The sequence below is a fragment of the Streptomyces sp. NPDC001381 genome (assembly GCF_042895685.1).
In the GTDB taxonomy this organism is placed as follows: Bacteria; Actinomycetota; Actinomycetes; order Streptomycetales; family Streptomycetaceae; genus Streptomyces.
Window position 1 is genome coordinate 679251 of sequence record NZ_JBIAWO010000005.1, and the last position, 17259, is coordinate 696509.

General features: G+C 73.7%; 14 protein-coding genes. 9 read left to right on the top strand and 5 right to left on the bottom strand.

Translation table 11 applies throughout. From position 1 onward, the window contains the following. Position 1: 1 nt before the first annotated feature. Both ACFY2L_RS25770 and ACFY2L_RS25775 read right to left on the bottom strand, forming a co-directional pair. Positions 2-775 (bottom strand): ATP-binding cassette domain-containing protein, encoded by a 774-nt coding sequence (locus ACFY2L_RS25770; protein WP_390657726.1) that lies wholly within the window; start codon positions 773-775, stop codon positions 2-4. A 56-nt stretch (positions 776-831) separates the two neighbouring features. Further along, positions 832-1920 (bottom strand): sugar ABC transporter substrate-binding protein, encoded by a 1089-nt coding sequence (locus tag ACFY2L_RS25775; RefSeq protein ID WP_390823481.1) that lies wholly within the window; start codon positions 1918-1920, stop codon positions 832-834. A gap of 130 nt (positions 1921-2050) precedes the next feature. Here ACFY2L_RS25775 and ACFY2L_RS25780 point away from each other — a divergent pair, with 130 nt between their 5' ends. Beyond that, the gene (locus ACFY2L_RS25780) at positions 2051-4429 is read left to right on the top strand and encodes a SpoIIE family protein phosphatase (RefSeq protein ID WP_390657728.1); all 2379 of its coding nucleotides are present in this window, start codon (positions 2051-2053) and stop codon (positions 4427-4429) included. Further along, a complete protein-coding gene (locus tag ACFY2L_RS25785) occupies positions 4426-5508 on the top strand; it encodes a sugar ABC transporter substrate-binding protein (protein ID WP_390657729.1) in 1083 nt (360 codons plus the stop codon). The genes ACFY2L_RS25780 and ACFY2L_RS25785 overlap by 4 nt, the downstream gene beginning before the upstream one ends. Here ACFY2L_RS25785 and ACFY2L_RS25790 read toward each other — a convergent pair. Then, positions 5498-5743 carry a zinc-ribbon domain-containing protein gene (locus tag ACFY2L_RS25790; protein WP_390657730.1) on the bottom strand — a complete coding sequence of 82 codons (246 nt, stop codon included), beginning with the start codon at positions 5741-5743 and terminating at the stop codon, positions 5498-5500. The two genes, ACFY2L_RS25785 and ACFY2L_RS25790, sit on opposite strands and share 11 nt — an antisense overlap. A gap of 189 nt (positions 5744-5932) precedes the next feature. On the opposite strand from ACFY2L_RS25790, the gene ACFY2L_RS25795 reads away from it, so the two are divergent. After that, positions 5933-6913, top strand: a complete 981-nt coding sequence (locus tag ACFY2L_RS25795) for an SMP-30/gluconolactonase/LRE family protein (protein WP_390657731.1) — start codon at positions 5933-5935, stop codon at positions 6911-6913. Positions 6914-7181: 268 nt separating this feature from the next. Here ACFY2L_RS25795 and ACFY2L_RS25800 read toward each other — a convergent pair whose 3' ends face one another. Continuing rightward, on the bottom strand, positions 7182-7784 hold the full coding sequence (locus ACFY2L_RS25800; RefSeq protein WP_390657732.1) for a sigma-70 family RNA polymerase sigma factor: 603 nt from the start codon (positions 7782-7784) through the stop codon (positions 7182-7184). Between the two features lie 74 nt (positions 7785-7858). Here ACFY2L_RS25800 and ACFY2L_RS25805 point away from each other — a divergent pair, with 74 nt between their 5' ends. The 5 genes from ACFY2L_RS25805 (at position 7859) to ACFY2L_RS25825 (ending at position 14251) form a co-directional block, all read left to right on the top strand. Further along, positions 7859-8728, top strand: a complete 870-nt coding sequence (locus ACFY2L_RS25805) for an alpha/beta fold hydrolase (protein WP_390823482.1) — start codon at positions 7859-7861, stop codon at positions 8726-8728. An 81-nt stretch (positions 8729-8809) separates the two neighbouring features. Further along, on the top strand, positions 8810-9691 hold the full coding sequence (locus ACFY2L_RS25810; RefSeq protein WP_390657734.1) for a hypothetical protein: 882 nt from the start codon (positions 8810-8812) through the stop codon (positions 9689-9691). Positions 9692-9879: 188 nt separating this feature from the next. Next, entirely contained in the window at positions 9880-10371 is a 492-nt protein-coding gene (locus tag ACFY2L_RS25815) for an RpiB/LacA/LacB family sugar-phosphate isomerase (protein WP_390657735.1), read from the top strand. Positions 10372-10539: 168 nt separating this feature from the next. Next, a complete protein-coding gene (locus tag ACFY2L_RS25820) occupies positions 10540-12924 on the top strand; it encodes a phosphoketolase (protein ID WP_390823483.1) in 2385 nt (794 codons plus the stop codon). Between the two features lie 349 nt (positions 12925-13273). Continuing rightward, entirely contained in the window at positions 13274-14251 is a 978-nt protein-coding gene (locus ACFY2L_RS25825; protein ID WP_390823484.1) for a RimK family alpha-L-glutamate ligase, read from the top strand. On the opposite strand, the gene ACFY2L_RS25830 is transcribed toward ACFY2L_RS25825, so the two are convergent. After that, on the bottom strand, positions 14235-16043 hold the full coding sequence (locus ACFY2L_RS25830; protein ID WP_390657738.1) for a PAS domain S-box protein: 1809 nt from the start codon (positions 16041-16043) through the stop codon (positions 14235-14237). The genes ACFY2L_RS25825 and ACFY2L_RS25830 overlap by 17 nt on opposite strands. Before the next feature lie 331 nt (positions 16044-16374). Here ACFY2L_RS25830 and ACFY2L_RS25835 point away from each other — a divergent pair, with 331 nt between their 5' ends. Beyond that, a complete protein-coding gene (locus ACFY2L_RS25835; RefSeq protein ID WP_390823486.1) occupies positions 16375-17250 on the top strand; it encodes a fructosamine kinase family protein in 876 nt (291 codons plus the stop codon). Positions 17251-17259: the final 9 nt, after the last annotated feature.

Genomic DNA, 17259 nt, shown 5'->3' on the forward strand with positions numbered 1-17259 from the left:
TTCACCACCCCGCCTCCCGGTGGGCCGGCCGGCGGGGCACGTTCTCCGTGGCGCCGGTGATGGACGAGATGATCTGCTCCTGCGAGGCGGTGTTCACGTCGAAGAAGCCGTTGTTGCGGCCGAGCCGCAGCACCGCGGCCCGGTCCGCGAGGGCCTTCACGTCGCCCATGCTGTGGCTGATGAGCAGGACGCCCAGTCCGCGGTCCCGCAACCGGTCGATGAGGTCCAGGATCTCGGACGTCTGCTCGAACCCCAGGGCCGCCGTCGGCTCGTCGAGGAGGAGGACCCGCGGGTCGCCGAGGAGTGAGCGGGCGATGGCGACGGTCTGGCGCTGGCCGCTGGACAGCGACGCGACGGGCAGCCGCAGATCGGGGACCCGCCGGGTCAGCCGCTCCAGCAGGAGCTGGGTGCGGCGCTCCATCTCCATCTCGTCGAGGAACCCGTACCGGCGGATCTCCCGCCCGAGGAACAGGTTCCCGACGACGTCGAGGTTCCCGCACAGGGCGAGGTCCTGGTAGACGGTGGCGATGCCGAGGTCCCGGGCGTCGTGCGGGCGTCTGATGTGGACCGCCCGGCCCTCCCACTCGATGACGCCCCTCTCCGCGGGCGTGACCCCCGAGATCACCTTGACCAGGGTCGACTTGCCGGCTCCGTTGTCCCCCAGGAGGGCGACGACCTGGCCGGAGTGGATCTCCAGCTCGATGTCCGTGAGGACGTCGACGACGCCGTAGCGCTTGCACACCCCGCGCAGCGCCAGCAAGGGGGGATCCGGCACGGCAACCAACTCCTTCCCTGGACCCGGGCGTGCCCGGAGCCCGCGGAACCGGCCCGTCAGGTCAGCCCTGCCTCCTCGCAGGCGGACCGGAGCTGGGGGGTGCAGATCTGCTGGACCGTGTGCAGGCCTTCCTTCACCACGGTGCTCTCGATGTTGTCCGCGGTCACGGACACCGGCGTGAGCAGGACGGCCGGGACCTTCTCGCCGTTCCCCGTCGTCACCTCGCCCGTGGCCACCCGGTCCAGGCCCTCCCTGCGGGCCGCGGCCACGGCCATCGCACCGCCGGCCGCCGCCTCCGGGCCGAAGGGCTTGAAGACGGTCATGTACTGGTCGCCGGCGAGGATCCGCCGCAGGGCCGCCAGCTCGGCGTCCTGGCCGGTGACCGGCGGCAGCGGATCGACCTTGTTGGCTTTCAGGGACGAGATGCTCCCGGCGGCGAGGCCGTCGTTGGCCGAGTAGACCCCGTGGATGGCGTCGGCGCCGAGGGCCGCGATCGCGGCGGACATGTTCATGTGCGCGGTCTCCGCCCGCCACTGCGGGGTGTCGTACTCCTTGCCGATCTTCACCTTCCCGCGGAGCACGGACAGCGCGCCCTTCTTGAACGACACCGCGTTCGGGTCGGCGGGATCGCCGTTCATCATGACGATCTGCGGCTCCCTCACCCCGTCGCCCATGGCCTCCAGCAGGGCCCGGCCCTGGAGCCTGCCGACCTCCACCCCGTCGAAGGAGACGTAGCCGGAGATCGGGCCCTCGGCGAGACGGTCGTAGGCGATGACGGGAATGTCCGCCGCCCGGGCCTCCGAGACCGACGTGGCGAGCGACTTGCCGTCCACGGCCACCAGCACGATGGCGTCGACGCCCTTGGTGATCATCGAGTCCATCTGCTCCTGCTGGATGGCCACCTCGCCCCTGGCGTTGGCGTGCTCGACCACGCATGTGTCGCACAGGGCCTCGATCCTCTTCTCGAGCAGCGGCCGGTCCTGCGCCTCCCAGCGTGCCGTGGTGGAGTCCGGCAGCAGCAGGCCGATGCGCGGCGCGGTCCCCCCGCCGGGGTCGGTGCCGCCGTCCGCCCCGCAGGCCGCCAGGGCGACGGCCGCCGAGACCGCGGTCAGGGTGGCGGCCGTGTCCCGTATGCAGGCCTTCATGGGTGCCACCTGCCGTAGACGACAAGAGGGACGATGAGTAGGTATGTCCGGTTGGTTCGTATATGCGATTCTGGTGGGTGGGTGCCCCGTTCTCAACCTGTCGGCACCTGCGGCAGGGACGGGAGGTACGTTGCGGACATGCCTCGACCGGGCCCTGACCTTGGCCGGAGCGACACAGGCGGCGGTCTACACGCCCGGGGCCGGGAACGAAGAGCTTCGGCTGGTGGACTCGGCAGGAGGTACCCCTGCCGAGCCGGCACCACCGGAGCGGCTGCCCCTGTCCGGTGACTCACCCGCGGCGCGGGCCTTCCTCACCGACCGCCCGCTGTGGCTCACCGCCGACCCCTCGCTCGGCGCGCTGCCCCTCGACGCGGAGGGCAGACGGCTCGGCTGTCTCGTCGTGACGGGGGCCTCGACGGACGGCTTCGAGGCCGACCAGCGCCGCTTCCTGGAGCGCTACGCCGACGCGGTCGCCGGCCTGCTCCAGCCCGTGACGGGACCGCCCGAGCCGTCGTCCCTGCTGGACCCCGCCCTGCGGAGTCTGCGCGTCGGTTCCTTCGTCCTGGTCCCCGACACCGGTCTGATCGAGGCCGACGGCACGCTCCTCGACCTGGTCGGCATCTCGGCGGACGACTTCGACGGCAAGGTCGACACCCTGCTGGCGCACGCCCTCCCGGAGGACATGCACGCGCTGATGTCCGTCCTGGAACCCGCCTCCCAGGCGTCCGGCCGGCGCGACCTGGAGTTCCGGGTGCGCGGCTCGACGGGCGAGATGCGCTGGCTGAGCCTGAGCTGCCGGGCCGAACCGGCCACCGCCGACCGGCCCGAGCAGGTGGTCGGCGTGGTGACCGCCACCCCGGTCCTGCGCCGCAGCCCCGACGACGTCTCCCGGATCCAGTGGCTGACCGCCGCGCTCGACGACGCCGTCACCACCCGGGACGTCGGCCGGGTGGTGGTCGCCGCCCTGCGCGAGCCGCTGGGCGCCGACCGGGTGGCCCTCGCCGCCGTCCAGGACGACCGGCTGATGGTCACCGTGCTGGACCCGCCGCAGCCCGCCGCCTGGCCGGACGTGTGGCGCTCCGAATGGCGTACGGAGTGGCCCGACACACCCGTGCGGGCGCTGCCCACCCTGCAGGCCGCGCTGAGCGACGGCCGGATGGACCTGTGGCCCGCCGGCACCGCCCTGGAACCCGGCCTGGCGGGCATCGGCCCCGGCGGGCTCGCCGTCCTGCCGCTCCCCGGCAAGGGCCGCATCGCCGGCGTGTGCCTGGTCGGCTGGCACCAGCCGCACGAGTTCGTCCCCGAGGAGCGCTCCCTGCTCACCGCCACCGCGGCCCTCGTCGGACAGGCCCTCCAGCGCGCCCACGCCCACGACGCGGAGCAGGAGCTCGCCACCATGCTCCAGCGCAGCCTGCTGCCCCGCCGGCTGCCCGAACTCCCCGGCGGGATCGCCGTCGCCCGCTATCTGCCCGCCCGGCGGGGACTCCAGGTGGGCGGCGACTGGTACGACGTCATCGCGCTCTCCGAGGACCGGGTGGCCCTGGTGATCGGCGACGTGCAGGGACACAGCGCGGGAGCCGCGACGATCATGGGCCAGATGCGCACCGCCGTCCGGGCCTACGCCATGGAGGGCCACCCGCCCGACGTGGTCGTCTCGCACGCCAACCGGCTCCTCGTCGGCATGGAGACCGACCTCTTCGCGACCTGCTGCTACGCCGAACTCGACATGGAGGAGGGCAACACCCTCTTCGTCCGCGCCGGGCACCTCGCACCGCTGGTGCGCCATCCCGACGGCGGCACCGAGGAGGTGGAGGTCGCGGGCGGGCCCCCGCTCGGCATCCTCGCCGAGGCGGAGTTCCCCATGACCTCCGTCGCGCTGGCCCCCGGCACGGTCCTCGCCCTGGTCACCGACGGCCTGGTCGAGGCCTCCGACCTGCCCCTCGACGAGGGCATGCGCCGCACCCGCACCGCGCTCGCCGCCGCCGACCCGGCGGACCCGGGGACGATGGCCGACGAACTCCTCGGCGACGCGGGCCGCCGCGAGGACGACGTGGCCCTGCTGCTCCTGCGCTACGACGGCATGACGACCCGTCCGATCCGCGCCGGGTGGATGGTGTGGCGGCTGCCCGACGCCGTCATGCACGCCCGCCGCTTCACCGCCCGCACCCTGCGCCGGTGGAAGGTCGCGGAAGCCGCCGACGCGGTGCTGCTGGTCGTCTCCGAACTCGTCACCAACGCCCTGGTGCACACCCAGGGCCCGGTCCGCCTCGACCTGGTGCTCCGCGGCGACCGGGTCCGGGTCAGCGTGAGCGACTCCTCGCCCCGCGCGCCCGCCAAGCCCGTGATCGTGGACTGGGAGTCCACCGGCGGCCGGGGACTGATGCTGGTCGAGGCGATGTCGGAGTCCTCCGGCTCGGTCCCGGTGGCCGGCGGCAAGCAGGTGTGGAGCGAGATCGTCGTACCGGACCACGAACCGGTCGCCCAGCAGCAGGCGGGCGGCCCGCCATGAGAGCGCGCGGACGGACGGTCACGGCGGCGCTCGCCGCGGTGCTCCTCGCACTGCCCGTGGCCGCCTGCGGCGAAGACAGCGGCCCGCGGTCCGACGGCTTCACCGTGGGCCTGCTCCTGCCGAGCCGCTCGGTCCCCCGCTGGGAGCACGCCGACCGGCCGATGATCCAGGCCCAGGTGAGGAAGCTGTGCCCCGCGTGCACCTTCGACTACGCCAACGCCGAGAACGACGCGACCCGGCAGCGGCAGCAGATGATCTCCATGATCACCAAGGGGGCCGAGGTCCTGATCCTCGACGCCGCCGACACCCGTGCGCTGCGCTCCTCGATCCAGGAGGCGCGCCAGGCGGGCGTCCCGGTGGTCGCCTACGACCGGCTCGCCGAGGGCCCGGTCTCCGGCTACGTCGGATTCGACGGCACGCGGGTCGGCAGACTCCAGGGCGAGGCGCTTCTGCAGGGCATGGGGAAGCAGGCCGACGGCGGGACGGTCGTGATGATGAACGGCGACCCGACCAGCCCCAACACCGCCTTGTTCCGGCGGGGGGCGCTCTCCGTCATCCAGGACCGGGTCCGGGTCGCCAGGTCGTACGAGACCCAGGACTGGAGCACGCAGGTCGCCCACGCCAACATGTCCGCCGCCGTGGCGGCGCTCGGCCCCGGCGGGATCGACGGTGTCGTGGCGGCCGACGACAACATCGCCGCGGGCGTCATCGCCGCCCTCAAGAGCGCCGGCGTCACCCCCCTGCCCCCCGTCACCGGCCAGGACGCCGACCTCGACGCCGTACGGCGCATCGTCAAGGGCGAGCAGTACATGACGGTGTACAAGCCGTTCCGCAAGGAGGCCGCCGCGGCCGCCGCCATGGCCGTCGCCCTGGGCCGCGACGAGGACATCCGCGACCACGCACCGACCACCGTCGACAGCCCCACGACCAGGGACATCCCGGCGGTCCTGCTCACCCCGCACGCGGTGACGGCCGCCGACATCGGGCGCACCCTGGTCAAGGACGGCGTGTACACCGTCGACCGGATCTGCACCCGGGAGCTGCGGGCCGCCTGCGAGCGAGCCGGGCTCACCCGGTGACGGACCCCTGGGTCCGCAGCCGCTCCGCCTGCTCCCGCGTCACCTTCTCCTCGGCTCCGCAGAAGGTGCACTGCGTCAGGTACTTCACGGAGACCGGGAACAGCGGCACGAAGAACAGCGTGAACTTGGTGACGCGCTTCCTGAGCGTGTGCGCGGAGGGGTTGCCGCAGCGGCCGCACACCAGCGTCACGATCGCCAGCTGGTACAGACAGCCCTTGGTGCCGAAGATGATCACGCCGCTGTTTCCCTCTCGGTCGGTGCCTGACTGCACGGCCCAGTCTCGTGCATGCGGCAGGCGGGTTCATGCCCTGGGCCACGCGGGGGATCCCCCGGCCGCGACTGCCGCCGCCGCCACCGGCCCGCCGCCATGTTCGTCTCGCGCCGCACACCGGCGCCTTTCGTGCTCCCCTCCGAGGAGAGGTCCATGTCCCGACTTCCACGCCTGGCGGGTGTCACCGCAGCCGCCCTCGCTCTCGGCCTGCTCACGACGGCCACCGCGGCGGCCGGCGAACCGACCGTGTCCGACCCGCGCGTCATCGCCCACTTCGACTTCGCCCAGGGGCAGACACCCGAGAACATCGCCCTCGAACCCGACGGTTCCGCCGACCTGACCTTCAGCTTCGCCCGCAAGGTCGCGAACGTCACCCGCAAGGGCACCGCGCGGATCATCGCCACCCTGCCCGCCGTGGCGAACCCCGACACCCCCAACATCGGCGCCGCCGTCGTCACCGGCATCGCCCGCGCCCACGACGGCACGCTCTACGTCAACTACTCCACCGGCACCAGGCGGACCGGCATCTGGCGCATCCCCCGCGACGGTGGCGCCCCGCGGCAGATCGCGAAGCTGCCGCCCGACGGGTTCCTCAACGGCCTCGCCCTCGACGAGCGCCGGGGTGTCCTCTACACCGCCGACTCGGTGCGGGGCACCGTCTGGCGCGTCCCGAGCCGGGGCGGCAGGCCCAAGGCCTGGGCCACGGGACCCGAACTCGAGCCGGGCACCGGCCCGGACGCGTCCGGCTTCGGCGTCAACGGCCTCCGCCTCCACCACAACGCCGTCTGGGTGTCCAACTCCGACGCCGGCACCCTCCTGCGCATCCCCGTCCGGGAGAACGGCTCCGCCGGCCCCATCAGGACCAGGGCGACCGGCCTGCCCGGCATCGACGACTTCGGCTTCGTCGAGCGGCACCGCGACACCGTCCTCGCCGCGCTGATCGCCGCCAACGAGGTCGTCCGGGTCCGCCCGGACGGCACCCACGCCGTCGTCCTGACCGGCGAGGACGGGCTGTCCAACCCGACCTCCGTGGCCGTACGCGGGCGGACCGCCTACGTGCCCAGCGCGGCGTACTTCACCCAGGAGGACCCGAACCTCCTCCTCGCCCGCGTCCACCAGCGCGCCCGCCGCTGACCGGCCGACGGCCGCTGCCCCGCCCGGAACGGGTGACCTCCCGGGCGGGGCCGCCCCGACCGGCCCGGTTCAGGCCCCGCCAAGCGCCCGTGCCACCGGGTCCAGGGCCGTCGGTGATCATGTCCTCCTGCCCGCCGGCCGTCCGGCGCCGGGCGTGATCCCGCAGCACCGACGGACGGCGGCGCCGGGGCGCCGCGGGTGGTGCGGGGCGCGGCCCGAGACCTTGTTCCGCCCCGTCGGGACGGTCGCCGGCCGACCGCCGCGCGTCTCAGTCCTCGCGCAGCCGGTCCCGTTGCAGCCGGCGGGCGAGCGTGCGCCGTACGGACGCCGAAGCGGTGGCGGGGGCCGTGGCCCGCTCGGGCAGGTCGAGTCCGCGGCTGATCGTGTCGTACGCGGCGCGGTGTCCGGCGGGCAGCTCCGCGCGGTGGACCCGCAGGTCCTCCTCGACGAGGCGGCGCAGTGCGTCGACGTTCTGGGGAGTGAAGCGCTTCCTGCCCCGGGTGACGGCCTCGACGTACCGGGTGCAGTGGGCGGAGTGGCCGAGGCACTCCGAGATCTCCTCGGCCAGGCCCCACAGGCGCCCCTCGAGCCAGGGGGCGTCCCGCTGGTCGAGGGCGAGTTCCACCGGGGGCGGCGGGTCGTCCCGGTGCTTCGTCATCTGCTTGGACACGGCCGGCTGACTCATCCCGGCGAGCCGGGCGATGGTGTCCTGGGTCCAGCCGAGGCCGGCGAACACCTGGATCATCTCGGCGCGCAGCGCGCGCATCTCCTCGCCCGCGCGGATGACCTCGTTGATGTCGGCCAGCATGCGCCCGGCCTGTTCCTCGGTCAGCGCCCCGGGGCCGCTCCCCGTGCTCTCCTCACCTGTCACAACCCGGTTATACACCCTGCTCGGGCCTCATAACCGGGTTGTACAACCAGGTTATACATGCCAGGATCCCCGGCATGCCCACCTTCTGCGCACCTGACGGAACCCGGCTCGCCTACCACGTGACCGGATCCGGAGCCCCGCTCGTCTGCGTCCCCGGCGGCCCCGCGGCCTCCGCCTACCTCGGCGACCTCGGCGGCCTGTCCGCGCACCGCGAACTGATCACGCTGGACCTCCGTGGCACCGGACGGTCCGCGATCCCCGAGGACACCGCCTCCTACCGCTGCGACCGTCTCGTCGACGACGTCGAGGCCCTGCGCGCCCACCTCCGACTGCCCCGCATCGACCTCCTCGCCCACTCCGCCGGTGCGAACGTCGTGACGCAGTACGCGGCCCGGCATCCGGAGCGCGTCGCGAGCCTCGCCCTGGTCACCCCCGGCACCCGCGCCGTCGGCATCGAGATCACCGGAGAGACGCGCCGAGAGCTGGCGCGGCTGCGGCGGCACGAGCCGTGGTTCCCGGAGGCGTACGCCGCCCTGGTGGCCGTCACCGAGGGGACCGGCCGGGACTGGGAGGCCGTGGCCCCCTTCTTCCACGGCCGCTGGGACGCCGCAGCGCGCCGGCACCACACGGACACCCGGCCGGACAACGCCGAGGCCGTGGCCCGCTTCGGGGAGGAAGGGGCCTTCACCCCGCACGCCACCCGCGCCGCGCTCGCCGCCCTCGCCGCTCCCGTCCTGCTGCTCGCCGGAGAGGTCGACCTGAACAGCCCGCCCCGCTCGGTGGCGCGGTTCGCGCGCCTGTTCCCGGACGCCTCCCTCGTCGTACAGCCGGGTGCCGGGCACTACCCCTGGCTCGACGACGCCGAGCGGTTCGTGGCGGCGGTCTCGGCGTTCCCGGAGCCTGCGGCAGGGGTCGGTGCGGCGGGTCGTCCAGGGCCTCCGTGAAGGCCGGGGGCTTGTTATGACCGCTGTCATGATGGATGCTGCCTCCGGCACCCGCCGCCGAGAGACCCGGGAGGGCACACAGTGGGCGACACCGTCGCACGGACGATGTGGGAGCGCTTCGAGCCGGTCCACGACCTGGTGTACTTCGCTCCCGAGGTGCGCCGGGCCGCCGACGGCCTCGGCCTGCGCGGTTACTGGATGGGCTACTTCGCCCTGCGCGCCGCCCCGCTCGGCCCCGCTCCCGCCTCCGTCGTCACCAGCTGCTTCTACGTCTTCCACCCCGACCGGGTGGCCCGCGCCCTGCCCGACGCCTGGACCTACGCCGACCCGGCGGACGTCCTCGCGGCCCGCGCGCAAGCCGTCGACGCCGCCATGACCGGCCTCCACGGCCCGGAAGCGGTCGCCTCCGACGAGATGGCCGAGGCGGCCGACCTGGCCTGGGAGGCCGCGCGGGCCGCGGACACGGCGGGGCGGGTGCTCGCCGCCGCCAACCAGGCCCTCGCCCGCCCGGCGCAGCCCCACGTCAGGCTCTGGCAGGCCCTGACCACCCTGCGCGAACACCGGGGCGACGGACACGTCGCCGTCCTCGTCGGCCGGGGGGTGGGGCCGGTCGAGGCCATGGCGCTGAAGTGCGCGACGGGGGAGTCGGACGACGAGTTCCAGCGGCAGACCCGTAAGTGGGACCCGGCCCACTGGGAGGCGGCCCGGGCGGGGTTGCGTGCGCGCGGATGGCTCGACGAGGACGGGCGGCTCACCAAGGAGGGGGCCGCCGCCCACCAGGAGATCGAGGCCGACACCGACGCCGCGGCCGCCGCACCGTGGACCGCCCTCGGCGCCGACGGCACCGCCCGCCTCGCCCACCTGCTCGAACCACTCGCCCGCACCGTCCTGGACTCCGGGATCATCCCCGACGCCAACCCGGTCGGTCTGACCAGCGGCACATGGGACCCGACCGCGGGGTGACCGCGGGGTGAGCGCGGGGTGAGCGCGGGGCCGGGCCGCTCGGCGGGACCGCGGGGCTCGGCTCCCGGGGCGGACGGGGCTCGGCTGCCGGAGGGGGACGCGGGGCGCCCGAGGACGTCACCCGGTGCCCCGCTTCCGGCGGGCTCCTGGAGGCGACAGCGGGGACGTCCCCTCAGTAGGCTCGCGACATGCGGATCTCCGTTTCCTCGGACATGGACGAACCCGTGGCCCGCGCCCTCGTCTCGGAGCTGCGCGGCCGCGGACACGACGTGGTGACCCACGGCGCGCTGCGCCCCGGTTCCGACCCGCAGTGGGCGGTGTGCTCGGAGGCGGCGGCGCGGGACGTGGCCGACGGCACCTCGGAGCAGGCCGTGGTGTGCTGCTGGACCGGCACGGGCGCGTCGATCGCCGCGAACAAGGTGCCCGGCGTCCGGGCCGCCCTGTGCACCGACGCCGTCACGGCCGACGGCGCCCGCCGGTGGAACGACGCCAACGTCCTCGCCCTGAGCCTGCGCCTGACCTCCGTGCCCCTGCTCAAGGAGATCCTGGACGCCTGGTTCGCGGCGGAGGCCGGCCAGGACGCCGAGGACCGGCGCAACGTCGAGCACATCCACGGGCTCGACGCGGGCCGCTCCGCCTCCTGGCGAGGCGGGCCGCAGAGCGGGGGGAGGGAGGCCTGAGGGCGGCCCGGGGAGCCCGAGGACGGCCCGGGGGAGTCCTCTTACGGACGGATCCGCTCGCCCGTATGGTCCGGTCGGCCCGGTCGGGTACCCGGCGCCGGGAGAGGGTGGGGAGGTACGGACCGGTACGCACCTCCGCGCCACCCCGATCCGGAAGGGAACCCGAGAATGTCCGTCGACCCGCAGCAGTCGTCCGCCCGGCTCACCGACGACGAGCTCAGGACACTGCACGCCCACTGGCGCGCCGCGAACTACCTGTCCGTCGGCCAGATCTACCTCATGGCCAACCCGCTGCTCACCGAGCCATTGCGCCCGGAGCACGTCAAGCCCCGGCTGCTCGGCCACTGGGGCACCTCACCGGGGCTCAACCTCGTGTACACCCACCTCAACCGGGTCGTCCGCAACCGCGACCTGAACGCCCTGTGCGTCTGGGGTCCCGGCCACGGCGGCCCGGCGGTGGTCGCCAACTCCTGGCTGGAGGGCAGTTACAGCGAGACGTACCCGGACGTGCCGCGGGACGGGGCGGGCATGGCGCGGCTGTTCCGGCAGTTCTCCTTCCCCGGCGGTGTGCCCAGCCACGTCGCGCCGGAGACGCCCGGCTCGATCCACGAGGGCGGTGAGCTCGGCTATTCGCTGGCGCACGCCTACGGCGCCGCCTTCGACAACCCGGACCTGCTGGTGGCCTGTGTGATCGGCGACGGCGAGGCGGAGACCGGGCCGCTGGCCGCCGCCTGGCACTCCGACAAGTTCCTCGACCCCGTGCACGACGGCGCGGTGCTGCCGATCCTGCACCTCAACGGCTACAAGATCGCCAACCCCACCGTGCTGGCCCGGATCCCGGAACCGGAACTCGACGAGCTGCTGCGCGGCTACGGCCACGACCCCATCCACGTCACCGGCGACGAGCCGAACGCCGTCCATCGCGCGATGGCGCAGGCCATGGACACCGCCCTGGACCGCATCGCCGCCGCGCAGCGCGCGGCCCGCCAGGACGGGGCCGGGGAACGCCCCCGCTGGCCGGTGATCGTCCTGCGCACCCCGAAGGGCTGGACCGGCCCCGCCCACGTCGACCGGCTGCCCGTCGAGGGCACCTGGCGCTCCCACCAGGTCCCGCTGTCCGCCGTCCGGGACAACCCCGACCACCTGCGCCAGCTGGAGGCGTGGCTGCGCTCCTACCGGCCCGAGGAACTCTTCGACGAGCACGGCAGCCCCCGCCTCGACGTCCTGGCCTGGATTCCCGAGGGCACCCGCCGCCTCGGCGCCACCCCGCACGCCAACGGCGGCCTGCTCCTGCGCGAACTCCCCCTGCCCGCCCTCGACTCGTACGCCGTCCCGGTCGACAAGCCCGGCACGAACCTGCACGAACCCACCCGTGTTCTGGGTGAGTTGCTGCGCGACGTCATGCGATCCAGCGCCGGGCGACGGGACTTCCGGCTCTTCGGACCCGACGAGACCGCGTCCAACCGGCTCCAGGCCGTCTTCGAAGCCAGCGGAAAGGCCTGGCAGGCGCAGACCCTCCAGGTCGACGAGGACCTCGACCGGCACGGCCGGGTGATGGAGATCCTCTCCGAGCACACCTGCCAGGGCTGGCTGGAGGGCTACCTCCTGACGGGCCGTCACGGACTGTTCTCCTGCTACGAGGCGTTCGTGCACATCGTCGACTCGATGGTCAACCAGCACGTCAAGTGGCTCCGCGTGACCCGGCGGCTGCCCTGGCGCGCGTCCATCGCCTCCCTCAACTACCTGCTCACGTCGCACGTGTGGCGCCAGGACCACAACGGCTTCTCCCACCAGGACCCCGGCTTCGTCGACCACGTCCTCAACAAGAGCCCCGAGGTCGTGCGGGTCTATCTGCCGCCGGACGCCAACACCCTGCTGTCGGTGGCGGACCACGCCCTGCGCAGCCGCGACTACGTCAATGTGATCGTGGCCGGCAAACAGCCCTGCTTCGACTGGCTGACCCTGGACCAGGCCCGCGCCCACTGCGCCCGCGGCGCCGGAATCTGGGACTGGGCCGGCACCGAGAACGGCAGCCGCGAACCCGACGTCGTGCTCGGCTGCGCCGGTGACGTCCCCACCCAGGAGGTGCTGGCCGCCGCCCAGCTGCTCCGCCGCAACCTGCCCGACCTCGCCGTCCGCGTCGTCAACGTCGTCGACATCGCCCGCCTCATGCCCAGCGAGGAACACCCGCACGGCATGAGCGACTTCGAGTACGACGGCCTGTTCACCACCGACAAGCCGGTGATCTTCGCCTACCACGGCTACCCCTGGCTGATCCACCGCCTGGCCTACCGCCGCACCGGCCACCGCAACCTGCACGTGCGCGGCTACAAGGAGATCGGCACCACGACCACCCCGTTCGACATGGTCGTCCGCAACGACCTCGACCGCTACCGCCTGGTCATGGACGTCATCGACCGCGTCCCCGGACTCGCGGTGCGGGCGGCGGCCGTACGCCAGCGGATGGAGGACGCGCGGTTGCGCCACCATGACTGGATCCGGGCCCGCGGCACCGACCTTCCCGAGGTCGCGGACTGGTCCTGGGGCGGCTGAGACCGCAGGTCACCGGTGGCCGGGCGGGGCGCACGGACGGGGGCGGACGGCGCAGGGGAAGGGGCAGGACGAGGGCGCGCGTGCGCCCTGGTACGGCGCCTCGCCCGGTGCTTACAGTGGTCGGCCAGCCCTGCGACGCGGATCCGGCGGGGCGAGCCCCACCCCCCGTGGTCACCGGCCACCGCGACCCGGCACCGTCCGGGCCCGGTACGGCCCCGCACACCGGCGCGGCTTCCAGGGCGACGGGTGCGAGGACCACCCGCGCGACAGGCACCATCCGTGACACCGCTCGCACCGCGCACGAGGGCACCCGCGGCACGAGCGCGCGTCGACACCACTGGAGGCCGCTGTGTCCCGACCGAGCATCGCCCTGATCGCCGATCCCACGTCGCCCGAAGGCTGCCGGGAGTACCTCGCCGACGCCGTGGAACTGCTCACCGGCACCCCGCCCGTCCGTATCGACTCCCGCCACTTCGCGGCCGGCGGAACCGGCCGCGGGATCCCCGACGGAGGCCGGTTACGGCTGCGGGTCCCCGAGGAGCGGCTGGACTTCGTGCCCGACGTCGTCCTGCTCTACGAGATCCCGCCGCACCGCCGGCGGGACCTCGCCGCCTTTCAGGAACTCCTCGAGACCCACGACGTGGTGACCCTGGGCACCGGCCCGGAAGCCTGGCGGACGGCGACGGAGAAGAACCTCACCGTCGCCCGCTTCCACCGGGACGGCGTCGCCCAGATGGAGACGGTCGTCCTGTCCGGGCCCTCCGCGCGGCAGGCGTCCGAGGCGTTCGAGCGGCTCGGCGGCGACACCTGGGCCCGCCCCGTCGTCGGGACGGGCGGCAACGACACCTTCCATGTCACCACCCCGGAACTGCTGGAGCAGGCCACCGCCTACTACGCCGAGCACGGCACCGACTGGATGCTCTCGCGCGACGCGGGCAACATCACCGCCGACGGCCGGCGCCACCAGTTCCGCGTCTTCGTCCTCGGCGGCCGGGTCGTGCACGCCCGCGAGCACCTCCAGCCCGAACCGGACACCCCCTGCAACACCTGCCGGGGCGCCACCGCCGTGCACATCGACCCGCCCGACCTCCCGGCCCGCCTCGGCGAACTCGCCGTCGCCGCCACCGCCTCGGTCGGGCTGCCCTTCGCCGGAGTCGACCTGGCCGTCGAGAACGGCGGGGTCGTCTTCGAGGTCAACGTCCAGCCCGCCTTCGTCGACGGACGGGTGGAGGTGGAGAAGGTGGCCGTGCCGTACGTCCAGGCCCACCTGGACGCGTTCGAACTGGCCCGTGGCGGCCGGTCCCGGGGGCTCACAGCCTCAGCGTGAACCAGGTGGTCTTGCCCTCGTCCGTCGGCCGCACTCCCCACCCGGCGGCGAGGGCCCGGACCAGGATCAGGCCCCGGCCCGACTCCTCCTCCTCGGTCGCCATGCGCGGCTGGGGCAGATGCGGGCTGCGGTCGCTGACCTCGACGGTGAGATCGGTGACCGTGCGGTGCAGATGCAGTCCGATCGGGCCGTGGGCGTGCAGGACGGCGTTGGTGAGCGTCTCCGACAGCAGCAGCAGGGCGTCGTCGGCCCGTGACATGCAGTTCCACGAGGTCAGCGCCTTGTGCAGGAACGCCCGCCCCTCAGGCACGGAGGCGGGTTCGGCCGGCAGGTCCACGGTGACGGCGGCCAGCGGACCCGCCGGAAGCTGCGCGAACAGCAGGGTCACGTCGTCGTTGTGGCCGTCGGCGTCCGGCAGCAGACCGGCCAGCACCTGGTCGGCGGCGTCCTCCAGGAGCGGTGTTCCGCCGAACATCTCCTCCAGCAGGACGGTGAGTTCACCGATCCGCAGCTCGATGTCGCTGCCGGGCGTCTCGACCAGCCCGTCCGTGTAGAGCACCAGGGTGGCGCCCGGCGGTATCTCCGTACTGGACTGCTCGTACAGGACGTCTCCCACCCCGAGCGGCGCGTTGACCGGGCAGGGCAGAGCGGTGATGCTGTCGCCCGTCCCGGCGACCAGCACCGGCAGATGGCCCGCCGAGCAGACGGTGACCGTGCCCGTGTCCGGGGCGATCACCAGATAGCAGCAGGTGACGAGCTGGTCGGGCACGTCGAGGTCGGCGACGCAGGTGTCCAGCGCCTGCATCAGCTGGCGCGGCTGCATCCCGGTCTTCGCCAGGGCGTGCGCGGCCGAACGCAACTGGCCCATCACGGCGGCCGCTTCGAGCCCGCGGCCCATCACGTCACCGATCAGCACGCCCACCCGGTCGGCGCCCAGCGGGATCAGGTCGAACCAGTCGCCGCCCACGCCGGCGCCCTGGGTGGCGGGCCGGTAGCGGCTGGCCGTGGCCAGGCCCGGCAGGGCGGGCGGAGTGCCCATCAGGCTGCGCTGCAGGGTCAGCGCGATGTGCCGCTGCTGCTCGTACAGCGCGGTGAGTTCGGCCTCGGCGCGCTTGCGGTCGCTGATGTCCCGCACGATCGCGCACGCCCCGACCACCGTGCCGTGCGTGTCCCGGGTCGGCCACAGCGTGACGTCCACGTCCAGCAGCGCCCCCGTGCTGGTCAGCCGCAGGGTCTCGAAGTGCTCCACCTTCTCGCCGTGCCGCAGCCGCTTGAGCAACGCCTTGACCTCGCCCCGCAGTTCCGGCGGCGCCAGCACCGACACGTGCCGGCCGATCACCTCCTCGGCCGTGTAGCCGTACAGCCGCTGCGCGGCCGCGTTCCAGTAGGTGATGTAGCCGTCCAGGGTCTTGGCGAGAATCGCGTCCTGCGACGACTCCACCAGCGCGGCGAGTTCGTTGATCCGGGCCTCCGCCGCCTTGCGGTCGCTGACGTCCCGCACGGCCGCCGACACGAGCAGCCCGTCCGCCGTCTCCAGCGGGCTCAGACTGATCTCGACGGGGAACTCCGTGCCGTCCTTGCGCAGCCCGTGCAGTTCCAGCCCGGCGCCCATCGGCCGCACCTGCCGGTTGGCCGTGTAGCCGCCCCGGTGCCCGGTGTGCTGGTCGCGGAAGCGGTCCGGGATGAGCAACTCGACCGGGTTGCCCAGGAGTTCCTCGCGGCCATAGCCGAACAGCGCCTCCGTCTGGGCGTTGACCAGCCGGATGGCGCCCGTGTCGTCGACGATGACCATGGCGTCCGGAGCCGCCTCCAGCAGGCCCCGGAACCTCTCCTCGGCCCCGCTAGGGGCACCGTCAGGTGCCGGTATCGGTGCGTCACAGCCGCACCGTTTCTGCTGAGCCGAGTCTGGGCGCCGCACGGCTCCAGCCTGCATCACGTCGGCCATCTTCCACCTCACCCTGCGCGACGGTTCAGGCCACTACAGCGCCTTTCGGCCGCCTTCGCTCCACGAAGTCGTTTACTGTCCGTTCACTGTCCGAACGTGAACGCGGGGTCACGAGATGGCCACCTGATCCGGAGCGCACTTCTGCGCGTGGCCCGGGACGCGCCGTACGCTCGTCCCCGTGTCCTCGCCGCACCCGCCCGCATCCGGACCCGGTCCCGGTGCCGTCGCCGCCCGGCTCACCGGGGCGTCCGTCCGTCGCACGCGTCCGCTGTCCGGGACGCTCTGGGAGGCCGAGCTCGACGACGGACGGGCGGTGATCGTCAAGAGGGGCCACGAGCGGGACGCGGTGAGGGCCGAGGCCGCGGGGCTGCGCTGGCTGGCCGCGGCGGGCGCGGTGCGGGTGCCGCTCGTGCACGGGTGGGACGGGCGGTGGCTGGTGACCGAGCGGGTGCCGGCCGGAGCGCCCAGCGCCGGGGCCGCCGTACGGTTCGGCCGTGACCTCGCCGCGCTGCACGCCGCCGGCGCCCCCGCGTTCGGCGCGCCGCCGCCGGAGGGACCCGTGGACGCGTACATCGGGCTCGCCCCGATGCGCAACGCCGTCGGCGAGGACTGGCCGCGCTGGTACGCCGAGCAGCGGGTGCTGCCCTACCTCAGGTCGGCGGTCGACGCCGGGACGGTGCGCCCCGCCGAGGCGGCCGTCGTGGAGCGGGTGTGCGCCCGGCTGCCTTGGCTGGCCGGACCGGCCGAGCCGCCCGCCCGGCTGCACGGTGATCTATGGAACGGCAACGTGCTCTGGGGGACGGACGGGCAGGCCCGCGTCATCGACCCGGCCGCGCACGGCGGGCACCGCGAGACCGACCTCGCGATGCTGGCCCTGTTCGGCTGCCCCTGTCTGGAGCAGGTGATCGAGGGGTACGAGCAGGTCGCGCCGCTCGCCGACGGGTGGGCCGCACGCGTGGGCGTGCACCAGCTCTTCCCTCTGCTGGTGCACGCCGTGCTGTTCGGGAGGCCGTACGCCGAGCAGGCGCTGGCGGTGGCCCGGACGGTCTCGTAGCCGTGCCTT

What these genes read in the sequence shown, in the direction of transcription:
- ACFY2L_RS25775 (WP_390823481.1), bottom strand. Translation starts at nt 1,920, where the DNA reads ATGAAGGCCTGCATACGGGACACGGCCGCCACCCTGACCGCGGTCTCG.
- ACFY2L_RS25785 (WP_390657729.1), top strand. Translation starts at nt 4,426, where the DNA reads ATGAGAGCGCGCGGACGGACGGTCACGGCGGCGCTCGCCGCGGTGCTC.
- ACFY2L_RS25795 (WP_390657731.1), top strand. Translation starts at nt 5,933, where the DNA reads ATGTCCCGACTTCCACGCCTGGCGGGTGTCACCGCAGCCGCCCTCGCT.
- ACFY2L_RS25805 (WP_390823482.1), top strand. Translation starts at nt 7,859, where the DNA reads ATGCCCACCTTCTGCGCACCTGACGGAACCCGGCTCGCCTACCACGTG.
- ACFY2L_RS25815 (WP_390657735.1), top strand. Translation starts at nt 9,880, where the DNA reads ATGCGGATCTCCGTTTCCTCGGACATGGACGAACCCGTGGCCCGCGCC.
- ACFY2L_RS25820 (WP_390823483.1), top strand. Translation starts at nt 10,540, where the DNA reads ATGTCCGTCGACCCGCAGCAGTCGTCCGCCCGGCTCACCGACGACGAG.
- ACFY2L_RS25830 (WP_390657738.1), bottom strand. Translation starts at nt 16,043, where the DNA reads ATGGTCATCGTCGACGACACGGGCGCCATCCGGCTGGTCAACGCCCAG.